The 19,341-nt window shown below is 38.8% G+C and carries 19 protein-coding genes, 1 tRNA gene, 1 rRNA gene, 1 other RNA gene and 1 pseudogene; 18 read left to right on the forward strand and 5 right to left on the reverse strand.

The annotated features are described in order from the left end of the window. Positions 1-181: 181 nt before the first annotated feature. Positions 182-697, reverse strand: a complete 516-nt coding sequence (gene tadA / locus I5435_RS00125) for a tRNA adenosine(34) deaminase TadA (RefSeq protein ID WP_337983051.1) — start codon at positions 695-697, stop codon at positions 182-184. A 139-nt stretch (positions 698-836) separates the two neighbouring features. Between tadA and I5435_RS00130 the strand changes: the two genes are divergently transcribed. The 11 genes and pseudogenes from I5435_RS00130 (at position 837) to I5435_RS00175 (ending at position 9,708) form a co-directional block, all read left to right on the forward strand. After that, positions 837-1,172 (forward strand): ArsR/SmtB family transcription factor, encoded by a 336-nt coding sequence (locus tag I5435_RS00130; protein ID WP_108031380.1) that lies wholly within the window; start codon positions 837-839, stop codon positions 1,170-1,172. 31 nt (positions 1,173-1,203) lie between these two features. Beyond that, positions 1,204-2,154 carry a cation diffusion facilitator family transporter gene (locus I5435_RS00135; protein ID WP_024362942.1) on the forward strand — a complete coding sequence of 317 codons (951 nt, stop codon included), beginning with the start codon at positions 1,204-1,206 and terminating at the stop codon, positions 2,152-2,154. A 76-nt stretch (positions 2,155-2,230) separates the two neighbouring features. After that, entirely contained in the window at positions 2,231-2,563 is a 333-nt protein-coding gene (locus I5435_RS00140; RefSeq protein WP_024362943.1) for a metal-sensitive transcriptional regulator, read from the forward strand. Between the two features lie 57 nt (positions 2,564-2,620). Further along, positions 2,621-2,827: a copper chaperone CopZ gene (copZ, locus tag I5435_RS00145; RefSeq protein WP_024362944.1), complete on the forward strand. Its 207-nt coding sequence runs from the start codon at positions 2,621-2,623 to the stop codon at positions 2,825-2,827. 81 nt (positions 2,828-2,908) lie between these two features. After that, positions 2,909-5,320 carry a heavy metal translocating P-type ATPase gene (locus I5435_RS00150; RefSeq protein WP_337983052.1) on the forward strand — a complete coding sequence of 804 codons (2,412 nt, stop codon included), beginning with the start codon at positions 2,909-2,911 and terminating at the stop codon, positions 5,318-5,320. A 369-nt stretch (positions 5,321-5,689) separates the two neighbouring features. After that, complete coding sequence (locus I5435_RS00155; protein ID WP_024362946.1) at positions 5,690-6,328, forward strand: deoxynucleoside kinase; 639 nt, start codon at positions 5,690-5,692, stop codon at positions 6,326-6,328. Then, complete coding sequence (locus tag I5435_RS00160; protein ID WP_024362947.1) at positions 6,325-6,993, forward strand: deoxynucleoside kinase; 669 nt, start codon at positions 6,325-6,327, stop codon at positions 6,991-6,993. The genes I5435_RS00155 and I5435_RS00160 overlap by 4 nt, the downstream gene beginning before the upstream one ends. A gap of 301 nt (positions 6,994-7,294) precedes the next feature. After that, positions 7,295-7,825, forward strand: coding sequence for an LOG family protein (locus tag I5435_RS00165; RefSeq protein ID WP_029747256.1), 531 nt, complete (start codon positions 7,295-7,297; stop codon positions 7,823-7,825). Positions 7,826-7,985: 160 nt separating this feature from the next. After that, positions 7,986-8,360, forward strand: a pseudogene (locus I5435_RS23115) (PAS domain S-box protein); the annotation flags it as partial. Positions 8,361-8,402: 42 nt separating this feature from the next. Further along, the gene (locus I5435_RS23120) at positions 8,403-8,894 is read left to right on the forward strand and encodes a methyl-accepting chemotaxis protein (protein WP_443136942.1); all 492 of its coding nucleotides are present in this window, start codon (positions 8,403-8,405) and stop codon (positions 8,892-8,894) included. Positions 8,895-9,087: 193 nt separating this feature from the next. Continuing rightward, positions 9,088-9,708 (forward strand): RraA family protein, encoded by a 621-nt coding sequence (locus tag I5435_RS00175; RefSeq protein WP_337983054.1) that lies wholly within the window; start codon positions 9,088-9,090, stop codon positions 9,706-9,708. A 48-nt stretch (positions 9,709-9,756) separates the two neighbouring features. Here I5435_RS00175 and I5435_RS00180 read toward each other — a convergent pair whose 3' ends face one another. The 4 genes from I5435_RS00180 to I5435_RS00195 all read right to left on the reverse strand — a co-directional run bounded on the left by I5435_RS00180 (position 9,757) and on the right by I5435_RS00195 (position 13,505). Beyond that, a complete protein-coding gene (locus tag I5435_RS00180; protein WP_024362950.1) occupies positions 9,757-11,031 on the reverse strand; it encodes a cation:dicarboxylate symporter family transporter in 1,275 nt (424 codons plus the stop codon). A 92-nt stretch (positions 11,032-11,123) separates the two neighbouring features. Beyond that, the gene (locus I5435_RS00185) at positions 11,124-12,002 is read right to left on the reverse strand and encodes a response regulator (RefSeq protein ID WP_024362951.1); all 879 of its coding nucleotides are present in this window, start codon (positions 12,000-12,002) and stop codon (positions 11,124-11,126) included. After that, positions 12,003-13,265, reverse strand: a complete 1,263-nt coding sequence (locus I5435_RS00190) for an ATP-binding protein (RefSeq protein WP_025218322.1) — start codon at positions 13,263-13,265, stop codon at positions 12,003-12,005. A gap of 147 nt (positions 13,266-13,412) precedes the next feature. Next, positions 13,413-13,505, reverse strand: a tRNA-Ser gene (locus tag I5435_RS00195). Between the two features lie 182 nt (positions 13,506-13,687). Here I5435_RS00195 and ffs point away from each other — a divergent pair. The 7 genes from ffs to I5435_RS00230 all read left to right on the forward strand — a co-directional run bounded on the left by ffs (position 13,688) and on the right by I5435_RS00230 (position 19,245). After that, positions 13,688-13,955: signal recognition particle sRNA large type (gene ffs / locus I5435_RS00200), an RNA gene on the forward strand. Between the two features lie 144 nt (positions 13,956-14,099). Next, on the forward strand, positions 14,100-15,887 hold the full coding sequence (gene dnaX, locus I5435_RS00205; protein WP_025218323.1) for a DNA polymerase III subunit gamma/tau: 1,788 nt from the start codon (positions 14,100-14,102) through the stop codon (positions 15,885-15,887). A 20-nt stretch (positions 15,888-15,907) separates the two neighbouring features. Then, positions 15,908-16,222: a YbaB/EbfC family nucleoid-associated protein gene (locus I5435_RS00210; RefSeq protein ID WP_024362954.1), complete on the forward strand. Its 315-nt coding sequence runs from the start codon at positions 15,908-15,910 to the stop codon at positions 16,220-16,222. Positions 16,223-16,233: 11 nt separating this feature from the next. Further along, the gene (gene recR, locus I5435_RS00215; protein ID WP_024362955.1) at positions 16,234-16,830 is read left to right on the forward strand and encodes a recombination mediator RecR; all 597 of its coding nucleotides are present in this window, start codon (positions 16,234-16,236) and stop codon (positions 16,828-16,830) included. Between the two features lie 13 nt (positions 16,831-16,843). After that, positions 16,844-17,059, forward strand: coding sequence for a YaaL family protein (locus I5435_RS00220; protein WP_024362956.1), 216 nt, complete (start codon positions 16,844-16,846; stop codon positions 17,057-17,059). A 70-nt stretch (positions 17,060-17,129) separates the two neighbouring features. After that, positions 17,130-17,402, forward strand: a complete 273-nt coding sequence (locus I5435_RS00225) for a pro-sigmaK processing inhibitor BofA family protein (RefSeq protein ID WP_024362957.1) — start codon at positions 17,130-17,132, stop codon at positions 17,400-17,402. Between the two features lie 291 nt (positions 17,403-17,693). Further along, positions 17,694-19,245 (forward strand): 16S ribosomal RNA (locus I5435_RS00230). Positions 19,246-19,341 lie beyond the last annotated feature (96 nt).

Consider the following 19,341-nt stretch of genomic DNA (forward strand, 5'->3'; position numbering starts at 1 on the left):
CCCATGATGTTTTATTTATTCTATATCTAATACGAATGAAACGTGGAAAAGTTTCGGATAAAAGGATAATTTCGGTCTACTTTCCTGATTTACCCCTATTATTAGAGAATAGAAAAAGGTACCCACCTAAATTTGGGGGTACCTTTTTCATGTTGACAGCAAATGCTCTCGTAAATACCACTTATTGTGGCTCACTAGATTCTGCCATTTTCCGTGCTTTTTTCTCAGCTTTTTTTCGTTCGCGTAATGCTCTAAAAAAATCGGTTAAAATTTGTCCGCATTCTTCAGCTAATATACCTTCCGTTACATCACAGTCATGGTTGAAGCGCGCATCATTTAATAAATGATAGAGTGAATCGACACAGCCAGCTTTTATGTCCCGTGCGCCGTATACAACACGTGGCACTCGCGACTGCAAAATAGCCCCTGCACACATAGGGCAAGGTTCCAGTGTGACATAAAGTGTTGTTTGTTCAAGACGCCAACTACCAAGTTTTTTACATGCTTCTTGAATCACCATTAATTCGGCATGCGTAGTTGCATTTTGAGTTGTTTCACGTAGATTATGCGCGCGCGCAATAATTTCTCCTTCATATACAAGAACGGCCCCTATTGGTACCTCACCAAGCAAAGCAGCTTTTTTTGCTTCCACTAAAGCTTGGTTCATAAATATGCGGTCTTTTTCAAAAATATCCACTAGAATCTCTCCTTACAGAGTAGTGTATCATGCGGGTGGCGTTTTGTATTTTGCTTTGAATTGACATTTCTAAAATAACCCTATATATTTATATGTGAACACATGCTCATATATAAATAAACTATAGGAGGAACGGAAAATGGATGAACAAGTTAAACAGGGCGAAATAGAAACCGGTAATGGCCAGCACTTAGATGAGGAAACGTTATTTGTTGTTTCTCAAACGTTTAAAGCATTGAGTGATCCAACAAGAATACGGATTTTAAATTTATTATGTTCAGATGAGCATTCGGTTAACGACATTGCTGAAATATTAGACTTAAGTCAGTCAACGGTATCCCATCAATTACGATTTTTAAAAAATTTACGATTAGTAAAATTCAGGAGGGAAGGAACAAGCTTATATTATTCAAAAGATGATGACCACATTATGAATTTATTGAAGCAAGCAATTGAACACGCTACGCACAACTAATTGTATGAATTAATATTTGGAGGGGAAAACGATGGGGCATAATCACGATCACGGTCATGATCATACACATGGTGCAAATAAAAAGGTGCTTTTACTATCCTTTATCATCATTACGAGTTATATGGTGATTGAAGCAATTGGTGGGTTCTTAACAAATAGTTTGGCACTTTTATCGGATGCTGGCCATATGTTAAGTGACTCAATTTCTTTAGCCATTGCACTTCTTGCTTTTATTTTTGGAGAAAAAGCAGCTAGCTTTAGTAAAACATATGGTTATAAAAGGTTTGAAATATTAGCTGCAGTGTTAAATGGTGTAACATTAATTTTAATTGCGTTATTTATTTTCTATGAAGCCATTGAGCGTTTTGCAAATCCACCAGAAGTAGCAACAACAGGTATGCTGATTATTAGTGTAATTGGTTTGTTAATTAATATAGTAGTGGCTTGGATTATGATGCGGGGTGGAGATACGGAAGACAATTTAAACATGCGTGGTGCATTTTTACATGTTCTTAGTGATATGCTTGGCTCTGTCGGTGCCATCATTGCTGCTTTAGTCATTATGTTTTTCGGCTGGGGCTGGGCCGATCCACTTGCCAGTGTTATTGTTGCATTATTAGTACTACGTAGTGGATATTTTGTGACAAAGTCTGCTATCCATGTTCTTATGGAAGGAACACCTTCAAATGTCGACGTTCAGGAAATCATTCAAATAATGGAGCAAACTGAAGGTGTGCAAAGTATTCATGATCTTCATATTTGGACGATAACTAGCGGAACAAATGCATTGTCCTGTCATGCAGTTGTCGATGACCAGCTAAACATTGGAGAAAGCGAGCATATTTTACGTGAAATTGAACATAATCTTGAACATAAGGGCATAAAGCATATAACGATTCAATTGGAAACCGCAGCGAACCGCCATGATGAATCAATTTTATGTAATCTTAAGAGTGAGCCAGTTCATCACGATCACCATTAATTATAAAAAAATAAAACGCCTATTTACATACCCTTCGTGGGTATAGTATGATATTAGCAAATAGGAGGTGAAGAATTTGGAGGACACAGTGAAAGAGGATGCTTGTCATACAGAGGAAACTGCATCGTGTCGAAAAAGTCATCACCCTGAGCGCGTGAAAAAGGATTTAACGACTCGCTTAAATCGAGTAGAAGGTCAAATCCGAGGTATTAAGGGAATGATTGAAAAAGACGTTTACTGTGATGATATCATCACGCAACTGTCTGCCACGCAATCAGCTTTGAATAGCGTAGCGAAAATTTTATTAGAAGGTCATTTAAAAGGCTGTGTCGTAGATCGCCTATCTGAAGGCGATGAAGCGGTTCTAGATGAGTTAGTCGTGACCATTCAAAAATTAATGAAAAAATAATTTTACGGGTAGTTACTCTTATATAGCATGTACATTAAATTTAAAGGAGAGATATTTATGCAAAATGTAACATTAAACGTACAAGGAATGTCATGTGGACATTGTGTCAATGCAGTGGAAAAAAGTGTCGGCGCATTAGCGGGTGTAGAACAAGTAACAGTAAATTTAGCAGATGGTTTGGTAGATGTCGCATTTGACGATGCCCAAGTATCACTTGCGCAAATTAAAGAAACGATTGACGATCAAGGCTACGAGGTAGAATAAGATCAATAGGGTGCTCACAAGGCACTCTATTATTTTCAAATTTATATACCCCTATATGGTATAGAAAGAGGTGGGAAGTTAATGCGTTCTGAATTGAAGGAAACGAACCTACAAATTACTGGCATGACTTGCGCAGCGTGTGCTACGCGTATTGAGAAAGGCTTGAAAAAAATGGAGGGTGTCGAGCAAGCAACCGTAAACTTAGCGCTTGAAAAATCCTCTATAAAATATGATCCAGCAATATTGAGTGAAGTAGACTTTGAAAAGAAAATCGAAGCGTTAGGCTATGGCGTCGTAAAACAGAAAGCGGAACTTGATATTACAGGTATGACGTGTGCTGCATGTGCCACTCGTATTGAGAAAGGTTTAAATAAGCTTTCAGGTGTTTCAACAGCAACTGTAAACTTGGCACTTGAAAAAGCATCCATCGAATTTAATCCAACAGAGGTTTCTGTATCGGATATTATCGGTAAGGTTGAGAAGCTGGGATATGGTGCTCATCAAAAAGCGGATGAGCGAGCAACTGAAGATTATCGAGAAAAGGCAATAAAACAACAGCAACAAAAATTTCTTTTTTCAGCTATTCTTTCGCTACCATTACTGTGGACGATGGTTGCTCACTTTTCATTGACATCGTTTTTATATGTCCCCGATTTTTTAATGAATCCTTGGGTGCAATTAGTGTTAGCTACACCAGTTCAATTTATTATTGGGAAACAATTTTATGTAGGTGCATATAAAGCTTTACGTAATGGCAGTGCTAATATGGATGTCCTTGTCGTTATGGGGACTTCAGCAGCTTATTTTTACAGCGTTTATCAAGCCCTTGTTACAGTTAATTCACATCATGGACCGCATCTATACTTTGAAACGAGTGCCGTTTTAATTACGTTAATTCTTTTAGGTAAATTATTCGAAGCAAAGGCAAAAGGGCGTTCATCAGAAGCGATTAAAAAGCTAATGGGTCTGCAAGCAAAATCTGCGATAGTTGTGCGAGATGGAGTAGAAAAAGAAGTCCCATTAGAAGAAGTTGTGATTGGTGATATTTTATTAGTTAAACCAGGTGAAAAAATTCCTGTAGATGGTGAAGTAGTAGAAGGTACAACAGCCGTTGATGAATCAATGCTAACAGGGGAAAGTCTTCCGGTAGATAAAAAACAAGGAGATGTATTATACGGTTCAACCATTAATAAAAATGGCTTTGTGAAAATGTCAGCAACCAAAGTTGGTCGAGACACAGCACTTGCTCAAATTATTAAAGTTGTAGAAGATGCACAAGGTTCAAAAGCTCCCATACAACGTTTAGCAGACCAAATTTCGGGTATATTCGTGCCGATTGTTGTTGGTATTGCGATTGTGACATTCCTTGTTTGGATTTTATGGGTAAAACCTGGTGAATTTACACCTGCACTAGAAGTGTTAATTGCGGTTCTTGTTATTGCTTGTCCTTGTGCGCTAGGCTTAGCGACACCGACCTCTATTATGGCAGGTTCTGGTCGCGCCGCTGAATTTGGGATTTTGTTTAAAGGTGGCGAGCATTTAGAACAAACGCAACGCATTGATACAGTTGTTGTCGATAAAACAGGAACCGTAACACACGGCAAACCGATATTAACAGACGTTGTACTAGCAACGGGGCAAGAAGAAGCATCCTTTCTTTCATTGATTGGGGCAGCAGAGAAACAATCCGAACATCCGCTAGCACAAGCCATTGTGCAAGGAATTGAAGAGCGAAGTATCACACTTGGCGATGTTCAATTTTTTGAGGCCATTCCAGGTTACGGCGTGCAAGCAACCGTTTCGGGTCAAGGTGTGGTAATCGGGACACGTAAATTAATGCAACAATATGATATAGATATTCAGCATATATTGCCGACAATGGAGACATTAGAGGAAAACGGTAAAACCGCTATGTTGGCTGCTATAAACGGTCAATATGCTGGCCTTGTTGCTGTTGCAGATACGGTAAAAGATACGTCAAAAGAAGCCATTCGTCGTTTACAGGATATGGGTATTACAGTCATTATGATGACGGGTGATAACGAACGGACTGCGCAAGCAATCGGTCAGGAAGTTGGGGTTAACCATGTTATCGCAGAAGTACTTCCAGAAGGAAAAGCGGATGAAGTGAAAAAACTGCAAGCTACAGGCAAAAACGTAGCGATGGTTGGTGATGGCATTAATGATGCACCAGCATTAGCAACTGCCAATATTGGGATGGCCATAGGAACTGGTACAGATGTGGCAATGGAGGCTGCTGATATTACGCTTATTCGTGGTGATTTAACTAGCATTGCAGATGCCATTATTATGAGTCGTAAAACAATGCGCAATATTAAGCAAAATCTATTTTGGGCATTTGCATATAATACATTAGGGATTCCAATTGCAGCTATGGGCCTTCTTGCACCGTGGGTAGCGGGTGCAGCTATGGCATTCAGCTCAGTGTCCGTCGTGTTAAATGCCTTACGTTTACAACGAGTAAAATTATAGTGCCAGTCACTCAAACAATTCTCAAACAATTCTCTAAGTAGATTTTTACTAAAACGCCTGCGTAGAATGGACGTTACTTGTGCAGAGAGGAAAGCGTCCGCCTAGCGGAAATTTACGCAGTATTTGCTGGCTAAAGTTAGGCCCACTAAGGTGGGTCTTTTTTGTTGCATGGAGCTATAAGTTTGTTTGATATCTATCAACTAGGCAGGTCAAATAATGTTAAAAATTGAGATACATGTTGATTCTGTTTTTCATTTTCTCACTATGATACAATGAAAAGCACTGATTCATTTTAGTTTCATACAATATAGCCTTAAAATAGTGGCATAATTGACTTATAGAATCCTAAATATAAAGGAGGAACTTCTAGTGACGGTTCCATTTGTTGCAGTAGAAGGTCCGATTGGTGTAGGCAAAACTTCATTGGCAAAAGAGGTAGCGGCGACATTTAATTACCATCTATTAAAAGAAATTGTAGACGAAAATCCGTTTTTAAATAAGTTTTATGAAAATATAGAGGAATGGAGTTTCCAAACGGAAATGTTCTTCCTATGTAATCGCTATAAACAATTAACAGATATAAAGAAGTTACGTTTAGCACAAAAGACATCAGTTGTATCGGACTATCATATTTTTAAAAATTTAATTTTTGCAAAGCGTACATTGCCACCTGCCGAGTACGAAAAGTATGAAGAAATCTATCAAATTTTAACAAAAGATATGCCTGTGCCTAATGTCGTTGTTTATTTACATGCTAGTGTTGATACGTTAATGAAACGCATTGCTAAACGAGGGCGTGAATTTGAGAAAATGATTTCACGTGAATATATGGAGCAGTTAGTAGCAGACTATCATACTTTTACAGAGCACTTTGAGCAGCTACATCCCGAAATACCTGTAATCCGATTTAATGGAGATCAACTTGATTTTGTGAAAAACCCACAAGATTTACAATATGTATTAAAAACAATCGAAGATACGTTACAACAAAGGAGCTTGCAACAATGAATTTGAGAGAGAAATATGATATTCCACCACAAACTGTTATTACAATTGCCGGAACAGTAGGTGTAGGAAAATCAACGATGACAAAGGCGCTAGCACAAGCGTTAAATTTCCGTACATCATTTGAAAAAGTAGATACCAATCCATACTTAGATAAGTTTTATGATGACTTTGAAAAATGGAGCTTCCATTTACAAGTCTATTTTCTAGCAGAGCGTTTTAAAGAGCAGAAGCGTATTTTCGAATATGGTGGGGGCTTTGTGCAAGATCGTTCTATTTATGAAGATACAGGGATTTTTGCCAAAATGCATTATGATAAAGGAACAATGAGTCCAACTGATTATGAAACGTATCGTAATTTATTTGATGCGATGGTGATGACACCGTATTTCCCGCACCCAGATTTATTAGTTTATTTAGAGGGGCCGATTGATGACGTCATTGGACGTATTCAAGAGCGTGGTCGTGAGATGGAGCAGCAAACACCGAATGATTATTGGATTGAAATGCATGAGCGTTACGAAAATTGGATAAATAATTTTAATTCATGCCCTGTCCTACGTTTAGATATTAATGATTATGATTTATTAAAAAATCCAGACGCAATTGAATCAATTGTCAGTCGCATAAGTCATATGCTAAAGCAAACAAGTCATTTACGTAAATAGAAGAAAAGCTATGCAACAGTAAAGACGTTGAAGAAGGGAATATCAAAGCGTTCTGGCCGAAAGCAAAGCATCAGGCCCAAACAAGTCATTTACGTAAATAGAAGAAAAGCTATGCAACAGTAAAGACGTTGAAGAAGGGAACCTCAAAGCGTTCTGGCCGAAAGCAAAAGGAACGTAGAAAGCTTCCAGATAGAAATATAAGGACTTTGTATTTTAAAATAAATAACAGAAATAAGACCAAGAGACGTGAGACAATATGATACCTATTGTTTTCACGTCTTTTGTAATAGGAGGAATAAATATGAGAATCGCAGTATATTGTGGATCAGGACTTGGCAATAACCCGATTTATGCTGAAAAGGCAAGTGAATTAGGAACGGTATTAGCACAACATGGACATGGTATTGTTTATGGAGGTTCTAAAATAGGATTGATGGGCAAAGTGGCAGATGCTGCATTAGTAGCAGGTGGAGAAGTGATTGGTGTCATGCCTACTCATTTACAAAAACAAGAAATTGTTCATGCCGCATTGACAGAAATCCATTTTGTAGAATCCATGCATATACGTAAGGCAAAAATGGTTGAATTAGCAGATGCTTTTATTGCGTTACCAGGTGGTGGCGGTACACTGGACGAATATTTTGAAGTATTTACATGGGCGCAAATTAGATTACATGAAAAACCTGTTATTTTATTTAACGTCAATGGTTTTTATGACGCACTGCTACAACATTTTTCTAAAATGCTAGAGGAGGGCTTTATACGCCCAGAACACAAGGCATTAATTCGTGTCGCAACAACGGCAGAAGAAGTTTTAACAATGATAAAATAAGAAAAAAAGCATAATTGAGCATAAGAATAGTAAAAATACAAATTTATAGTATTTTTAAGATACTATTAGATATATTATAATATATAACAATGCATTTTTTAAAAAGAAGAAAGTAGATTAGAGATAACGCTAGTACAATAGGGTGATAGAGGTGGATGTTGTGCAAAAGAATGATACACAAGTCACAGATGAATTAGTTGTTCAAGCAATTGAGCGTAATATAGCGATTATCCGATTTGATATGAACCGAAAAGTTGCTTATGTAAATGAGCTTTTTGCGAAAACAATGGGCTATACAGTAGAAAAAATGATGGGGAAAGACCATAAGGAATTTTGTTTTCCTAATTACGTGAAGAGTCCTGAATACGAGAGGTTTTGGCGTAATTTAGCAGCAGGTAAGAGCTATCAAGATAAAGTAGAACGAATGGATGCCCGTGGAAATAGTATTTGGCTAGAAGCTACCTATATGCCCGTATTTGATAATCATTCAAGAAGAGTTATTGGTGTATCCAAAATAGCAACAAATATTACGGAACGTCAAAATACCATTGTCAATGTAGCAGATCAGTTAAAACAAATGTCCACTAAGCTTTACAGTCGTTCAGAGGCAGGTATTAAAAATAGTGAAAATTTACTTGCAACAATTCAACAAGTTTCAAAGGAATCTTCGGAAAATGTTAAAAATTTAGATCAATTACAAAATCAAGCAGATTCCATTAAAGGCATTGTCAAAACAATTCAAGAAATTGCCTCCCAAACAAACTTACTAGCTTTAAATGCAGCTATTGAAGCCGCAAGAGCTGGAGAGTATGGCAGAGGTTTTGATGTTGTCGCCAAAGAGGTACGAAAACTTTCCGTAAGAGTAGAGCAATCAATTTCAGAAGTGAAAGAAAATGTGGAAGGGATTGTACGCGAGGTTGGGCAAGTAACAGAAAGCATCACGCGAATTTCTGAGGAAATTGAAAAAACGAATGGGCAAATTACTGTGACGACGAGTGATTTTGCTGAAATCGCTTCTGCAGCAGAGGCTTTAGATGAACGGTCTAAACAATTTATTGAAATAATTTAAAAGGCGCCTAAGGCAAATGGTCACGATAAGAACATTGCCTTAGGTGTTTTATTTTGTTTAAAAAACGGGATAACGGCGATTTGTTTTTAACAACATATTTTACTAAATTTTCTGAATTATATTGAAATAGTAGATGTGTTTTATTTACAATAATTGTGTAAGGTATTCATAAATCATAATAGGGGTGTTATGCATGGCAAAGGTGGAAATAAGTTTTAAACATTTACCAACGACAGCAATTTCAGATGCAACTGGGGGACATACAAATTTACGCAGTGACATTAAACCGTTAGCAGACCATTTTAAAATAGCAGGTCGAGCGGTTACTGTACGTTTACCAGATGGCGAAAATGGAGCTGTACTTGAAGCGATTCGAGCAGCTAGCGAGGATGATATTTTGGTCATTGATGCAAAGGGTAATAGAAATCGTGCGGTAGCAGGAGATTTTGTTATTTCTTTAGCAAAGGGTATGGGTGTACAGGGCTTTGTAGTAGACGGGGTTATTCGTGATATTGCCGCGATTCGGGAACTAGATTTTCCTGTATTTTCAATTGGGACAACCGTAGCAGCAGGCAACAAAAATGGCGGCGGTAAAGTGAATGTGCCAATCGCAATTGGCGGTGTAACAGTGCAACCAGGTGATTATATTATTGGAGATGTAGATGGCGTTATTGTCGTGCCTCAAGAGGATGCAGAGCGTATTGTTGCAGCCGCTGAGGCGAAAGTCGAAAAGGATGAAGTGCGTGCACAAGAAGCCCATGTCAATGGCAAAGCGTCTATTATTGCTTATTTAGATAAAGTACTGACAAAATAAAAAATGCCTCACGATGGCTTAAGCCATCGTGAGGCATTTTTTATGAATTTATGCTAAATTTTCATTTTCTTTAAAGTAGTTTTTCATTTTTTCTTTATCGAAGCGGCCTTCCCATTTCGCCATTACTAATGAAGCTAGTGAGTTACCGATTACGTTAACTACTGTTCGTCCCATATCAAGGATACGGTCGATACCAGCAATAAATGCTAAACCTTCGATTGGAATACCAACAGTACCTAAAGTGGCAAGTAATACTACGAATGATACGCCTGGTACACCGGCAATCCCTTTAGAAGTAACCATTAATACAAGCATTAATGTAATTTGTTCCCCGATGCTTAAGTGAATACCATACATTTGGGCAATGAATAATGCAGCAATTGCTTGATACAATGTTGAACCATCTAAGTTAAAAGAATAACCTGTTGGAATAACAAAAGAAACAATATCTTTTGGTGCACCTAATTTCTCCATTTTCAACATCACTCGTGGTAAGACAGCTTCCGAGCTAGCAGTGGAGAAGGCTAAAATTAACTCATCTTTTAACACTCTGATTAAGTAGAAAATGTTGACACCGGCAAATTTTGCAACGAGGCCAAGAATAACAAAGATGAAGAATAACATTGTGGCATATACAAGTATTGCAAGCTTACCTAAAGGTATGAGGGAAGCAAAACCATATTTGGAAACGGTTACACCAATTAAACCAAATACCCCAATTGGAGCGAATTTCATCACAAGGTTCGTTACCCAGAACATAGCATCTGCTACACCTTGGAAGAAGTCCAATACTGGTTTACCTCGTTCTCCAATTGCAGCTACCCCTAAACCAAAAATAACAGAGAAGAAGATGATGGCAAGCATATTGCCTTCAGCCATTGATTGAATAATATTTGTCGGTACAATACCTACAATAATATCAAATGGACCTTCATGCTGTACTTCTTCAGTTGTTGAAACGTATTTTGAAATATCCCCTTGCGAAAGTTCGTTCATATTGATGCCAGCACCTGGTTGGAACAGGTTTGCTGAAAGTAATCCAACAACAATCGCTACTGTTGTAATGATTTCAAAGTAAATAAGCGATTTTCCGCCTAATCTTCCGAGCTGTTTCATGTCTCCAGTTCCAGCAACACCAACAATTAAAGTCGAAATGATAATAGGTACTACAATCATCTTAATTAGATGTAGGAAGATATCCCCTAATGGTTGTAAATATGTTTCAACTTTGGGGTTACCATAAAAGATACCACCAATAATTATCCCTAAAATCAAACCGATTAAAATTTGAGCGGCTAAACTGATTTTAAATTTCTTTTTCAAAATCTTAATTCCTCCCCTATATTAAAATTTTTAGGACACGCCTTACTTTAATAATACGGAGGACTTATGAAATCCGACAAAATCCGAGAAAATTAATTTACTTTTGTTAAAATGTCTGAATATAACACCTGAATAAACTTTTTAATATTGACCTTTGCTTTGCGATTCCCGTGGTCTTCGATTTGCGTCATAAGCTGGCGAATCTCTTTAAAATCAAAGTATCGAGGTGCATAATATTCAAATTCAGAGTTTGTATAATCAACGACACCTAAATTGGCGAGATTAATCATGGCAGCTAAAATCGTTCGACGTACACGCTGTTCAATCGCTTTACTCTCTTTCAATATTTCATCAGGAGTTGACTTTGTGACAGCTGCTATTTCCTCATAGAGCTCTTTTAATGGAGGAAGTGGCGCAATTTTGTGCTGATGAGCTAATAATGTTTCAATAATTGCTATAATATCCTCACTTCCAATTTCACCGACAATCCCCATATCATTTAAGATCGATTGGATGTGGTCTCGCGATGTAGCTTTATTGTTTATTTGCTCACTTAGATCGATGTTCGTTAGCGATTGTCGAATAACTAATAGGGAATTTTTTAGGCGAAATTGTTCCGTTGTTTTGCGTAAAACATTTTCAACCTCAATACGGTTAATGGGTTTATGAATAAAGAAATCTATCCCTTGTTCATAGGCCTCGCCGACCATTTCCTTATTCACAACTTGTGAAATCATAATAAACTGTCCTTCAAATCGATTCTGAAGAAGATGCTCCACTGTTGCTATACCGTCTAACTTAGGCATAAGTAAGTCGATTAGTACAAATTCAGGTTGTGTCATTAATATTTGTGGAATGGCATCTACTCCATTGCGTGCTTCGCCGATTACTGTACCTAAACCACTATCTTCAATAATTTGTTTTAGCATCACGCGGCTTGCACGATCATCATCTACAATAAAATACCTCATTTAAGTCTCTCCCGTTAGAATAGTTTGCGTAGGAATTATAATTTTAAACACCGTTTTGTAGTTATTTGATTCAACTGAAATGGAGCCATTTAATTTTGAAATTAATTCAGCGACATGTGATAGTCCAATTCCTGTAGCTGCTACACCTTCAACATTGTATTTCGTCGTATAGCCAGGTTCAAAAATAATAGAAAGGTCACTTTCGGAGATGCCTTTTCCATCATCACTTACTGTTATTACAGTATCAACCTCCTGCTGTTGAATATCAATAGATATGATACCTTGCTTTTCTATTGCTTCAATGGCATTAGCAGTTAAATTATTTAATAGTGCCAGCAAGGCAATGTGCTCTTTCGTTAAAAAATCAGTATCTAAACTTATATTAAACTGGATGTCTTTACCGAGTAACTCACTGTATTTGCGATTGCCGTCTTCTATATAATGTAATAATTCTGATAATCGTAATGAGCCAAAGCTCTTGTCCCCAACAATTTTAGATATACCCGCATAAATACGCTGAGAATCTTTTTTGACTTCATGAATTTCCTGGGCAATATGAAGTGCTTGTATACTTTCTGAACGATTGCCCTGTGCTTTTAATTGTCTATACAAATCAAACCCATTAGCAGTAATCGTTTCAATATGATTCATAGATTTTTTTAAATAGAGCGTCTCTACATATAAATCTGAACCAATCGTAAGCATTTCCTGCACGCGTTTTTTTTGCTCGGCAATAACAATAGAGCTATAAATGCCAACAACAAAAAAACTACGTAATAGGGCAACGGCTAATAAGATGAGCAGGTCATGAATAAATAAAATTGTATAGGATTGTACAAGGAAACGTAGCAATTGTTCCGCTAAATTACTAATGACCTCACTGAAGGCTACTAGTAATCCTAACTTTAATGGCTTTTCACGATATTGATGAATATTTAAAAGCTGTAGGCATATTGCAAACAATAAATAAAATGTCCCAGCAGGTAAGTGAGTATAAATACCATCTATTAAAGATGTATTATGCGTATAGTAACTAATAGCGATTCGTAAAGTGGTTGTTACAATGCTAGTTACAATACCGGCTAATATAATAGGTGTCGGTCTAAGTAAGGTGCATAAAAAGAATATAATTGTCCCCAGACCAAAGCGAAAAGAAGTATTGGCGAAAGGGATGATTTTAATTTCACTACCGATAGCCGTTAATAAAGCGATGGATATAATCCATGTGAGGGAACTACGAGAAATAAAGGCTTTGGAATACATATTAAATATCCTCCCTAAAGTATTTAAGAGCAAGATAGCTAATAAAAAAATACCACAACCTAATCGGAAGTGGTATTTAATAAGTATGACATACAATTTTTTAAGCAAAAAAAAACGGCTACATCGTGTAGTCGGATTTTAAAAAACTGGAGGAGGTAGAGGGATTCGAACCCCCGCGCGGTGTTACCCGCCTGTCGGTTTTCAAGACCGATCCCTTCAGCCAGACTTGGGTATACCTCCATACTATATTGCTTCGATGTCTTATCGACAAGAACTAATTTATCATGATTTTATTTTGACGTCAACATCTTTTTGAAAAAATAGTAGGTTTTAAAAAATTAATTTTTATTAATTAAGAATGTACTTAAATAATTTGTGCAATTCGTTGCAATTTATACAAACTGAAAGTATACTAGTTATTGCCGTGCTAGGTGGGAAGGTAGCGGTGTCCTGTAACTCGCAATCCGCTCTAGCGAGACTGAATTCCTTTTTCGAGGCTGTCCGTATTGTTTGGTCTGCCTTTTGCACGTAGTGTTGACGATTGGGTCCTGCGCAATGGATACCCATGAACCATGTCAGGTCCGGAAGGAAGCAGCATTAAGTGGTCTTATTCATGTGCCGCGGGGTTGCCTAATCTGAGCTAACGACAAGAGTAACGCTTATGTGCGGCTGTCGAAGAAAGGTGCACGGCATTAAATTGCCAATTTAAACGCATTCGTCTACTGTAGGCGAGTGCGTTTTTTTATATTATAAAATAGGACACGGTTTTATAAACAAGGCTGCCGATGCTATAATAGTTTTATTAATATTGAAAAAGAAGGGGAGAGGAAATCATTGACGTATCAAGCATTTTATCGTGTGTATAGACCACAATCATTCCGAGAAATGTCAGGTCAAGCGCATGTCAAAAGAACGCTGCAAAATGCTCTCCTAGCGAATAAAACAACTCATGCTTACTTGTTTTCTGGACCTCGGGGTACAGGGAAAACAAGTACAGCTAAAATTTTTGCTAAGGCTTTAAACTGCGAGCATGCTCCAGCAAGTGAACCTTGTAATGAGTGTGCAACTTGTTTAAGCATTACAGATGGTTCTCATCCAGACGTTATTGAATTTGATGCAGCTTCTAATTCACGTGTTGAAGAAATACGGGACATTATTGAAAAGGTACGTTTTGCTCCAGCTAGTAGCAGGTTTAAAGTGTACATCATTGATGAAGTGCATATGCTGTCTACAAGTGCCTTCAATGCGCTTTTAAAAACGCTAGAAGAACCACCACCTCACGCTGTATTTATTTTAGCAACAACAGAACCTCATAAATTACCTGCAACGATTATTTCGCGTTGCCAACGTTTTGACTTCAAGCGACTTTCAACTAACGATATTATCGAGCGCATGAAGGTCGTACTAGAAGATATTGAACTCCCATTTGAAGAACAAGGTCTAAAAGTGATTGCGCAGTCAGCTGCGGGCGGTATGCGTGATGCATTGAGCTTGTTGGACCAAGTTGTATCCTTTAGCGGTGAAATGTTGAAACTAGAGGATGCACTACTAGTCACAGGCTCAATTAGTCAGGATGTTTTCTATGATTTAGCTGAAGCTTTAAAGGTCAAAGATGTGGCACAAATGCTTGCGCTATTAGAGCAGCTAATCGCAGATGGGAAGGATCCGTTGCGCTTATCGGAGGATTTAATTACATTTTTCCGCGATTTACTGCTTTTACAAACGAGTGAGAATTTAGCTGAACTATTAGAGTTAGTATCACCTGAGGAGCGCGTATTTGCATTGGCACATGACTTTGCACCAGATATGCTTTACGGCTACATCGACATTTTAGCGAAAACACAACAAGAAATGCGTTTCTCGCATCATACGAAAATCTATTTGGAAACAGCATTGCTAAAAATGACACAGTTTTCGGGTGGCGTAGTCAATCAAACTGCCCCATCAAGTGAGGCGGTAATGAGCCCAGAACTAGCGCAAAAAATCATTGCGCTTGAGCAAATGGTGCAACAACTATCTTTACAAATACAAAATGGTGCGCCGTCACAAGCTACTCAGGTTGCCAAAGAACAACGTCCGCGTGCAAAAAGTCCAAATGGTTATAAGGCGCCTACTGGTCGTATTCAAGAAGTGCTAAAGGATGCGACAAAGCAAGATGTGCAACGTGTAAAGGCTGTATGGGCGCAGGCGTTAAATCAATTGCAAAAGTCACAATCAGCTCTTTTAGCAGAAGCTGAACCTGTTGCGGCATCTTCGAGTGCTTTTGTGTTAAAATTCAAGTATGATATTCATTGTCAAATGGTTGCTGATAATCAAATGCTAAAAGCACAATTCACACAACTTATTGCAGGTCAAACAGGCACGATGTATGAAATGCTTTGTACGCCAGAAGAAACATGGTTAAAGTTGCGTGAAGAGTTCATTCGTGATCACGGATTACATCAAAAGAAAGCACCATTAGCTAACGATGATCCGAATGTTGAATTATTGGAACCACCACCGGCAGAAATGCCAGAAGAACCTTTTATCGATGATGCGCAACCGCTGGCATCACAAGATCCATTGGTGACGGAAGCGGAAAAGCTGTTCGGTAAGGATTTTATTGAAATTATTGAAGACTGATTACTTAGGAGGAATAGGTTATGCGTGGAATGGGAAATATGCAAGGCATGATGAAAAAAATGCAAAAAATGCAAAAAGAAATGATGGAAGCTCAAGAAGCTTTAAATGCTGAACAATTTGAAGGTGTTGCTGGCGGCGGTATGGTGAAAGTAACAGTTACAGGTCAACGTGAAGTAGTAGAAGTGAATCTTGATACTTCAGTAGTAGATCCTGACGATATCGAAATGTTACAAGATTTAATTGTTGTTGCAACGAATGAAGCACTTAAAAAAGTAGAAGAAAAAACAAATGCAACAATGGGTAAATTTACGCAAGGCATGAACCTTCCATTCTAGGAGGTAACAATATGTATTACCCAGAACCAATATCAAAATTAATCGATAGTTTTATGAAATTGCCAGGTATCGGGCCAAAAACCGCAGCCCGACTGGCGTTTTTTGTGTTAACAATGAAAGAAGATGACGTTCTTTCTTTTTCCAAAGCTTTAATAGATGCAAAACGTAATTTAAGTTATTGCTCTGTTTGTGGCAATATTACCGATGTAGACCCATGTCATATTTGTACCGATAAACAACGCGATGCCTCAGTAATTTGCGTTGTACAAGATACAAAGGACGTTATTGCAATGGAAAAAATGCGTGATTACCATGGTAAGTACCATGTGTTACAGGGGGCTATTTCACCTATGGATGGTATCGGCCCAGAGGATATTAATGTAGCCTCACTGTTAGTACGCTTACAAGATGAAACGGTGCAGGAGCTTATTTTAGCAACCAATTCTACTATTGAAGGTGAAGCGACGGCTATGTATATCTCTCGTCTTGTTAAACCATCTGGCATCCGCACAACACGCATTGCGCACGGATTACCAGTAGGTGGAGATTTAGAATATGCTGATGAAGTAACGTTATCGAAGGCAATGGAAGGCCGCCGAGAGTTATGAGTGAGGGATTGAAATGTTCTTCCGCAATAAAGGAAAGCTAAAAAGAGAATTTGACGAAAAGCTTGTTAATCTCATTAAACAAACAAAAGAAGATTTACAACAAGCAAAATTGATTGAAGAATTATTAAATGATTATGATTTAGAAGTTATTGCTCAGCGAAAAGCAGCAGAGAGTATTCATTTTTATTTATTTAAAGAAGCTAGAATTCGACGAGTACTAATAAAATAATGATTGTAGAGTTATAGACGTGCTATAGGAATCATAAAATTACATAATTATGATCGAAGGGGGCAAGCATATGCCGTGGACTGTAATTGTGAGTATTTGTGTTCCTGTAGCGCTTCTTTTTCTTTATATAGTAGGAAGACACATTAAATTGGGTAAAGTATTAGAAGGACTATCAGTATTTTGGTTCCGATTTGCATTTGCATTTTTATTATTATTCATTATTCATTTAGGTGTTGGTTATAGCGGTTATAATGTACCAATTAACCTGTTTTCCGTTTTCACAATTGCATTGTTGGGCATTCCAGGTGTACTAGGAATCACTTTTTTAATATTATTTTTATAAAAGGCTTGCAAACTATAAATATTGTGATATAGTAATAAGAGTCGTTAAGATAACAACTGAAACAACTTGTATAAAACAAAAAACAATTTAAAATAAATTGTTGACATCGATTTGAAAAGATGGTATTATATAAGAGTTGCTGAAACAAGAGGCGACAAAATGAACCTTGAAAACTGAACAAGCAAAACGTAATCAATATAGTTTTTACTAGCTAACTTTGTTAGTGAACGAAACAAAATTTTGGACATCAAAATTGATGCCAGCAAAACAATTTGAGCTAATCAAATTTCTTTTATGGAGAGTTTGATCCTGGCTCAGGACGAACGCTGGCGGCGTGCCTAATACATGCAAGTCGAGCGAACAGAGAAGGAGCTTGCTCCTTTGACGTTAGCGGCGGACGGGTGAGTAACACGTGGGCAACCTACCCTAAAGTTTGGGATAACTCCGGGAAACCGGGGCTAATACCGAATAATCTATCGTCCCTCATGGGATAATACTGAAAGACGGTTTCGGCTGTCGCTATAGGATGGGCCCGCGGCGCATTAGCTAGTTGGTGAGGTAACGGCTCACCAAGGCAACGATGCGTAGCCGACCTGAGAGGGTGATCGGCCACACTGGGACTGAGACACGGCCCAGACTCCTACGGGAGGCAGCAGTAGGGAATCTTCCACAATGGGCGAAAGCCTGATGGAGCAACGCCGCGTGAGTGAAGAAGGATTTCGGTTCGTAAAACTCTGTTGTAAGGGAAGAACAAGTACAGTAGTAACTGGCTGTACCTTGACGGTACCTTATTAGAAAGCCACGGCTAACTACGTGCCAGCAGCCGCGGTAATACGTAGGTGGCAAGCGTTGTCCGGAATTATTGGGCGTAAAGCGCGCGCAGGTGGTTTCTTAAGTCTGATGTGAAAGCCCACGGCTCAACCGTGGAGGGTCATTGGAAACTGGGAGACTTGAGTGCAGAAGAGGATAGTGGAATTCCAAGTGTAGCGGTGAAATGCGTAGAGATTTGGAGGAACACCAGTGGCGAAGGCGACTATCTGGTCTGCAACTGACACTGAGGCGCGAAAGCGTGGGGAGCAAACAGGATTAGATACCCTGGTAGTCCACGCCGTAAACGATGAGTGCTAAGTGTTAGGGGGTTTCCGCCCCTTAGTGCTGCAGCTAACGCATTAAGCACTCCGCCTGGGGAGTACGGTCGCAAGACTGAAACTCAAAGGAATTGACGGGGGCCCGCACAAGCGGTGGAGCATGTGGTTTAATTCGAAGCAACGCGAAGAACCTTACCAGGTCTTGACATCCCGTTGACCACTGTAGAGATATGGTTTTCCCTTCGGGGACAACGGTGACAGGTGGTGCATGGTTGTCGTCAGCTCGTGTCGTGAGATGTTGGGTTAAGTCCCGCAACGAGCGCAACCCTTGATCTTAGTTGCCATCATTTAGTTGGGCACTCTAAGGTGACTGCCGGTGACAAACCGGAGGAAGGTGGGGATGACGTCAAATCATCATGCCCCTTATGACCTGGGCTACACACGTGCTACAATGGACGATACAAACGGTTGCCAACTCGCGAGAGGGAGCTAATCCGATAAAGTCGTTCTCAGTTCGGATTGTAGGCTGCAACTCGCCTACATGAAGCCGGAATCGCTAGTAATCGCGGATCAGCATGCCGCGGTGAATACGTTCCCGGGCCTTGTACACACCGCCCGTCACACCACGAGAGTTTGTAACACCCGAAGTCGGTGAGGTAACCTTTTGGAGCCAGCCGCCGAAGGTGGGATAGATGATTGGGGTGAAGTCGTAACAAGGTAGCCGTATCGGAAGGTGCGGCTGGATCACCTCCTTTCTAAGGATATTTTCGGAATACAAACCTTGGGTTTGTAAGATTACGTTTTGCGTTCAGTTTTGAAGGTTCATTCTTCTGAATGAAACACTTCAAAAC

This window comes from Lysinibacillus sp. C5.1 (assembly GCF_016350185.1).
Lineage (GTDB): Bacteria > Bacillota > Bacilli > Bacillales_A > Planococcaceae > Lysinibacillus > Lysinibacillus sphaericus.

Bases quoted from the DNA above. Each gene is read 5' to 3' on its own strand.
- I5435_RS00130 (WP_108031380.1), top strand. From the start codon at position 837: ATGGATGAACAAGTTAAACAGGGCGAAATAGAAACCGGTAATGGCCAG.
- I5435_RS00135 (WP_024362942.1), top strand. From the start codon at position 1,204: ATGGGGCATAATCACGATCACGGTCATGATCATACACATGGTGCAAAT.
- copZ (WP_024362944.1), top strand. From the start codon at position 2,621: ATGCAAAATGTAACATTAAACGTACAAGGAATGTCATGTGGACATTGT.
- I5435_RS00150 (WP_337983052.1), top strand. From the start codon at position 2,909: ATGCGTTCTGAATTGAAGGAAACGAACCTACAAATTACTGGCATGACT.
- I5435_RS00160 (WP_024362947.1), top strand. From the start codon at position 6,325: ATGAATTTGAGAGAGAAATATGATATTCCACCACAAACTGTTATTACA.
- I5435_RS00165 (WP_029747256.1), top strand. From the start codon at position 7,295: ATGAGAATCGCAGTATATTGTGGATCAGGACTTGGCAATAACCCGATT.
- I5435_RS23120 (WP_443136942.1), top strand. From the start codon at position 8,403: ATGTCCACTAAGCTTTACAGTCGTTCAGAGGCAGGTATTAAAAATAGT.
- I5435_RS00175 (WP_337983054.1), top strand. From the start codon at position 9,088: ATGGCAAAGGTGGAAATAAGTTTTAAACATTTACCAACGACAGCAATT.
- I5435_RS00185 (WP_024362951.1), bottom strand. From the start codon at position 12,002: ATGAGGTATTTTATTGTAGATGATGATCGTGCAAGCCGCGTGATGCTA.
- I5435_RS00190 (WP_025218322.1), bottom strand. From the start codon at position 13,265: ATGTATTCCAAAGCCTTTATTTCTCGTAGTTCCCTCACATGGATTATA.
- I5435_RS00210 (WP_024362954.1), top strand. From the start codon at position 15,908: ATGCGTGGAATGGGAAATATGCAAGGCATGATGAAAAAAATGCAAAAA.
- recR (WP_024362955.1), top strand. From the start codon at position 16,234: ATGTATTACCCAGAACCAATATCAAAATTAATCGATAGTTTTATGAAA.
- I5435_RS00220 (WP_024362956.1), top strand. From the start codon at position 16,844: ATGTTCTTCCGCAATAAAGGAAAGCTAAAAAGAGAATTTGACGAAAAG.
- I5435_RS00225 (WP_024362957.1), top strand. From the start codon at position 17,130: ATGCCGTGGACTGTAATTGTGAGTATTTGTGTTCCTGTAGCGCTTCTT.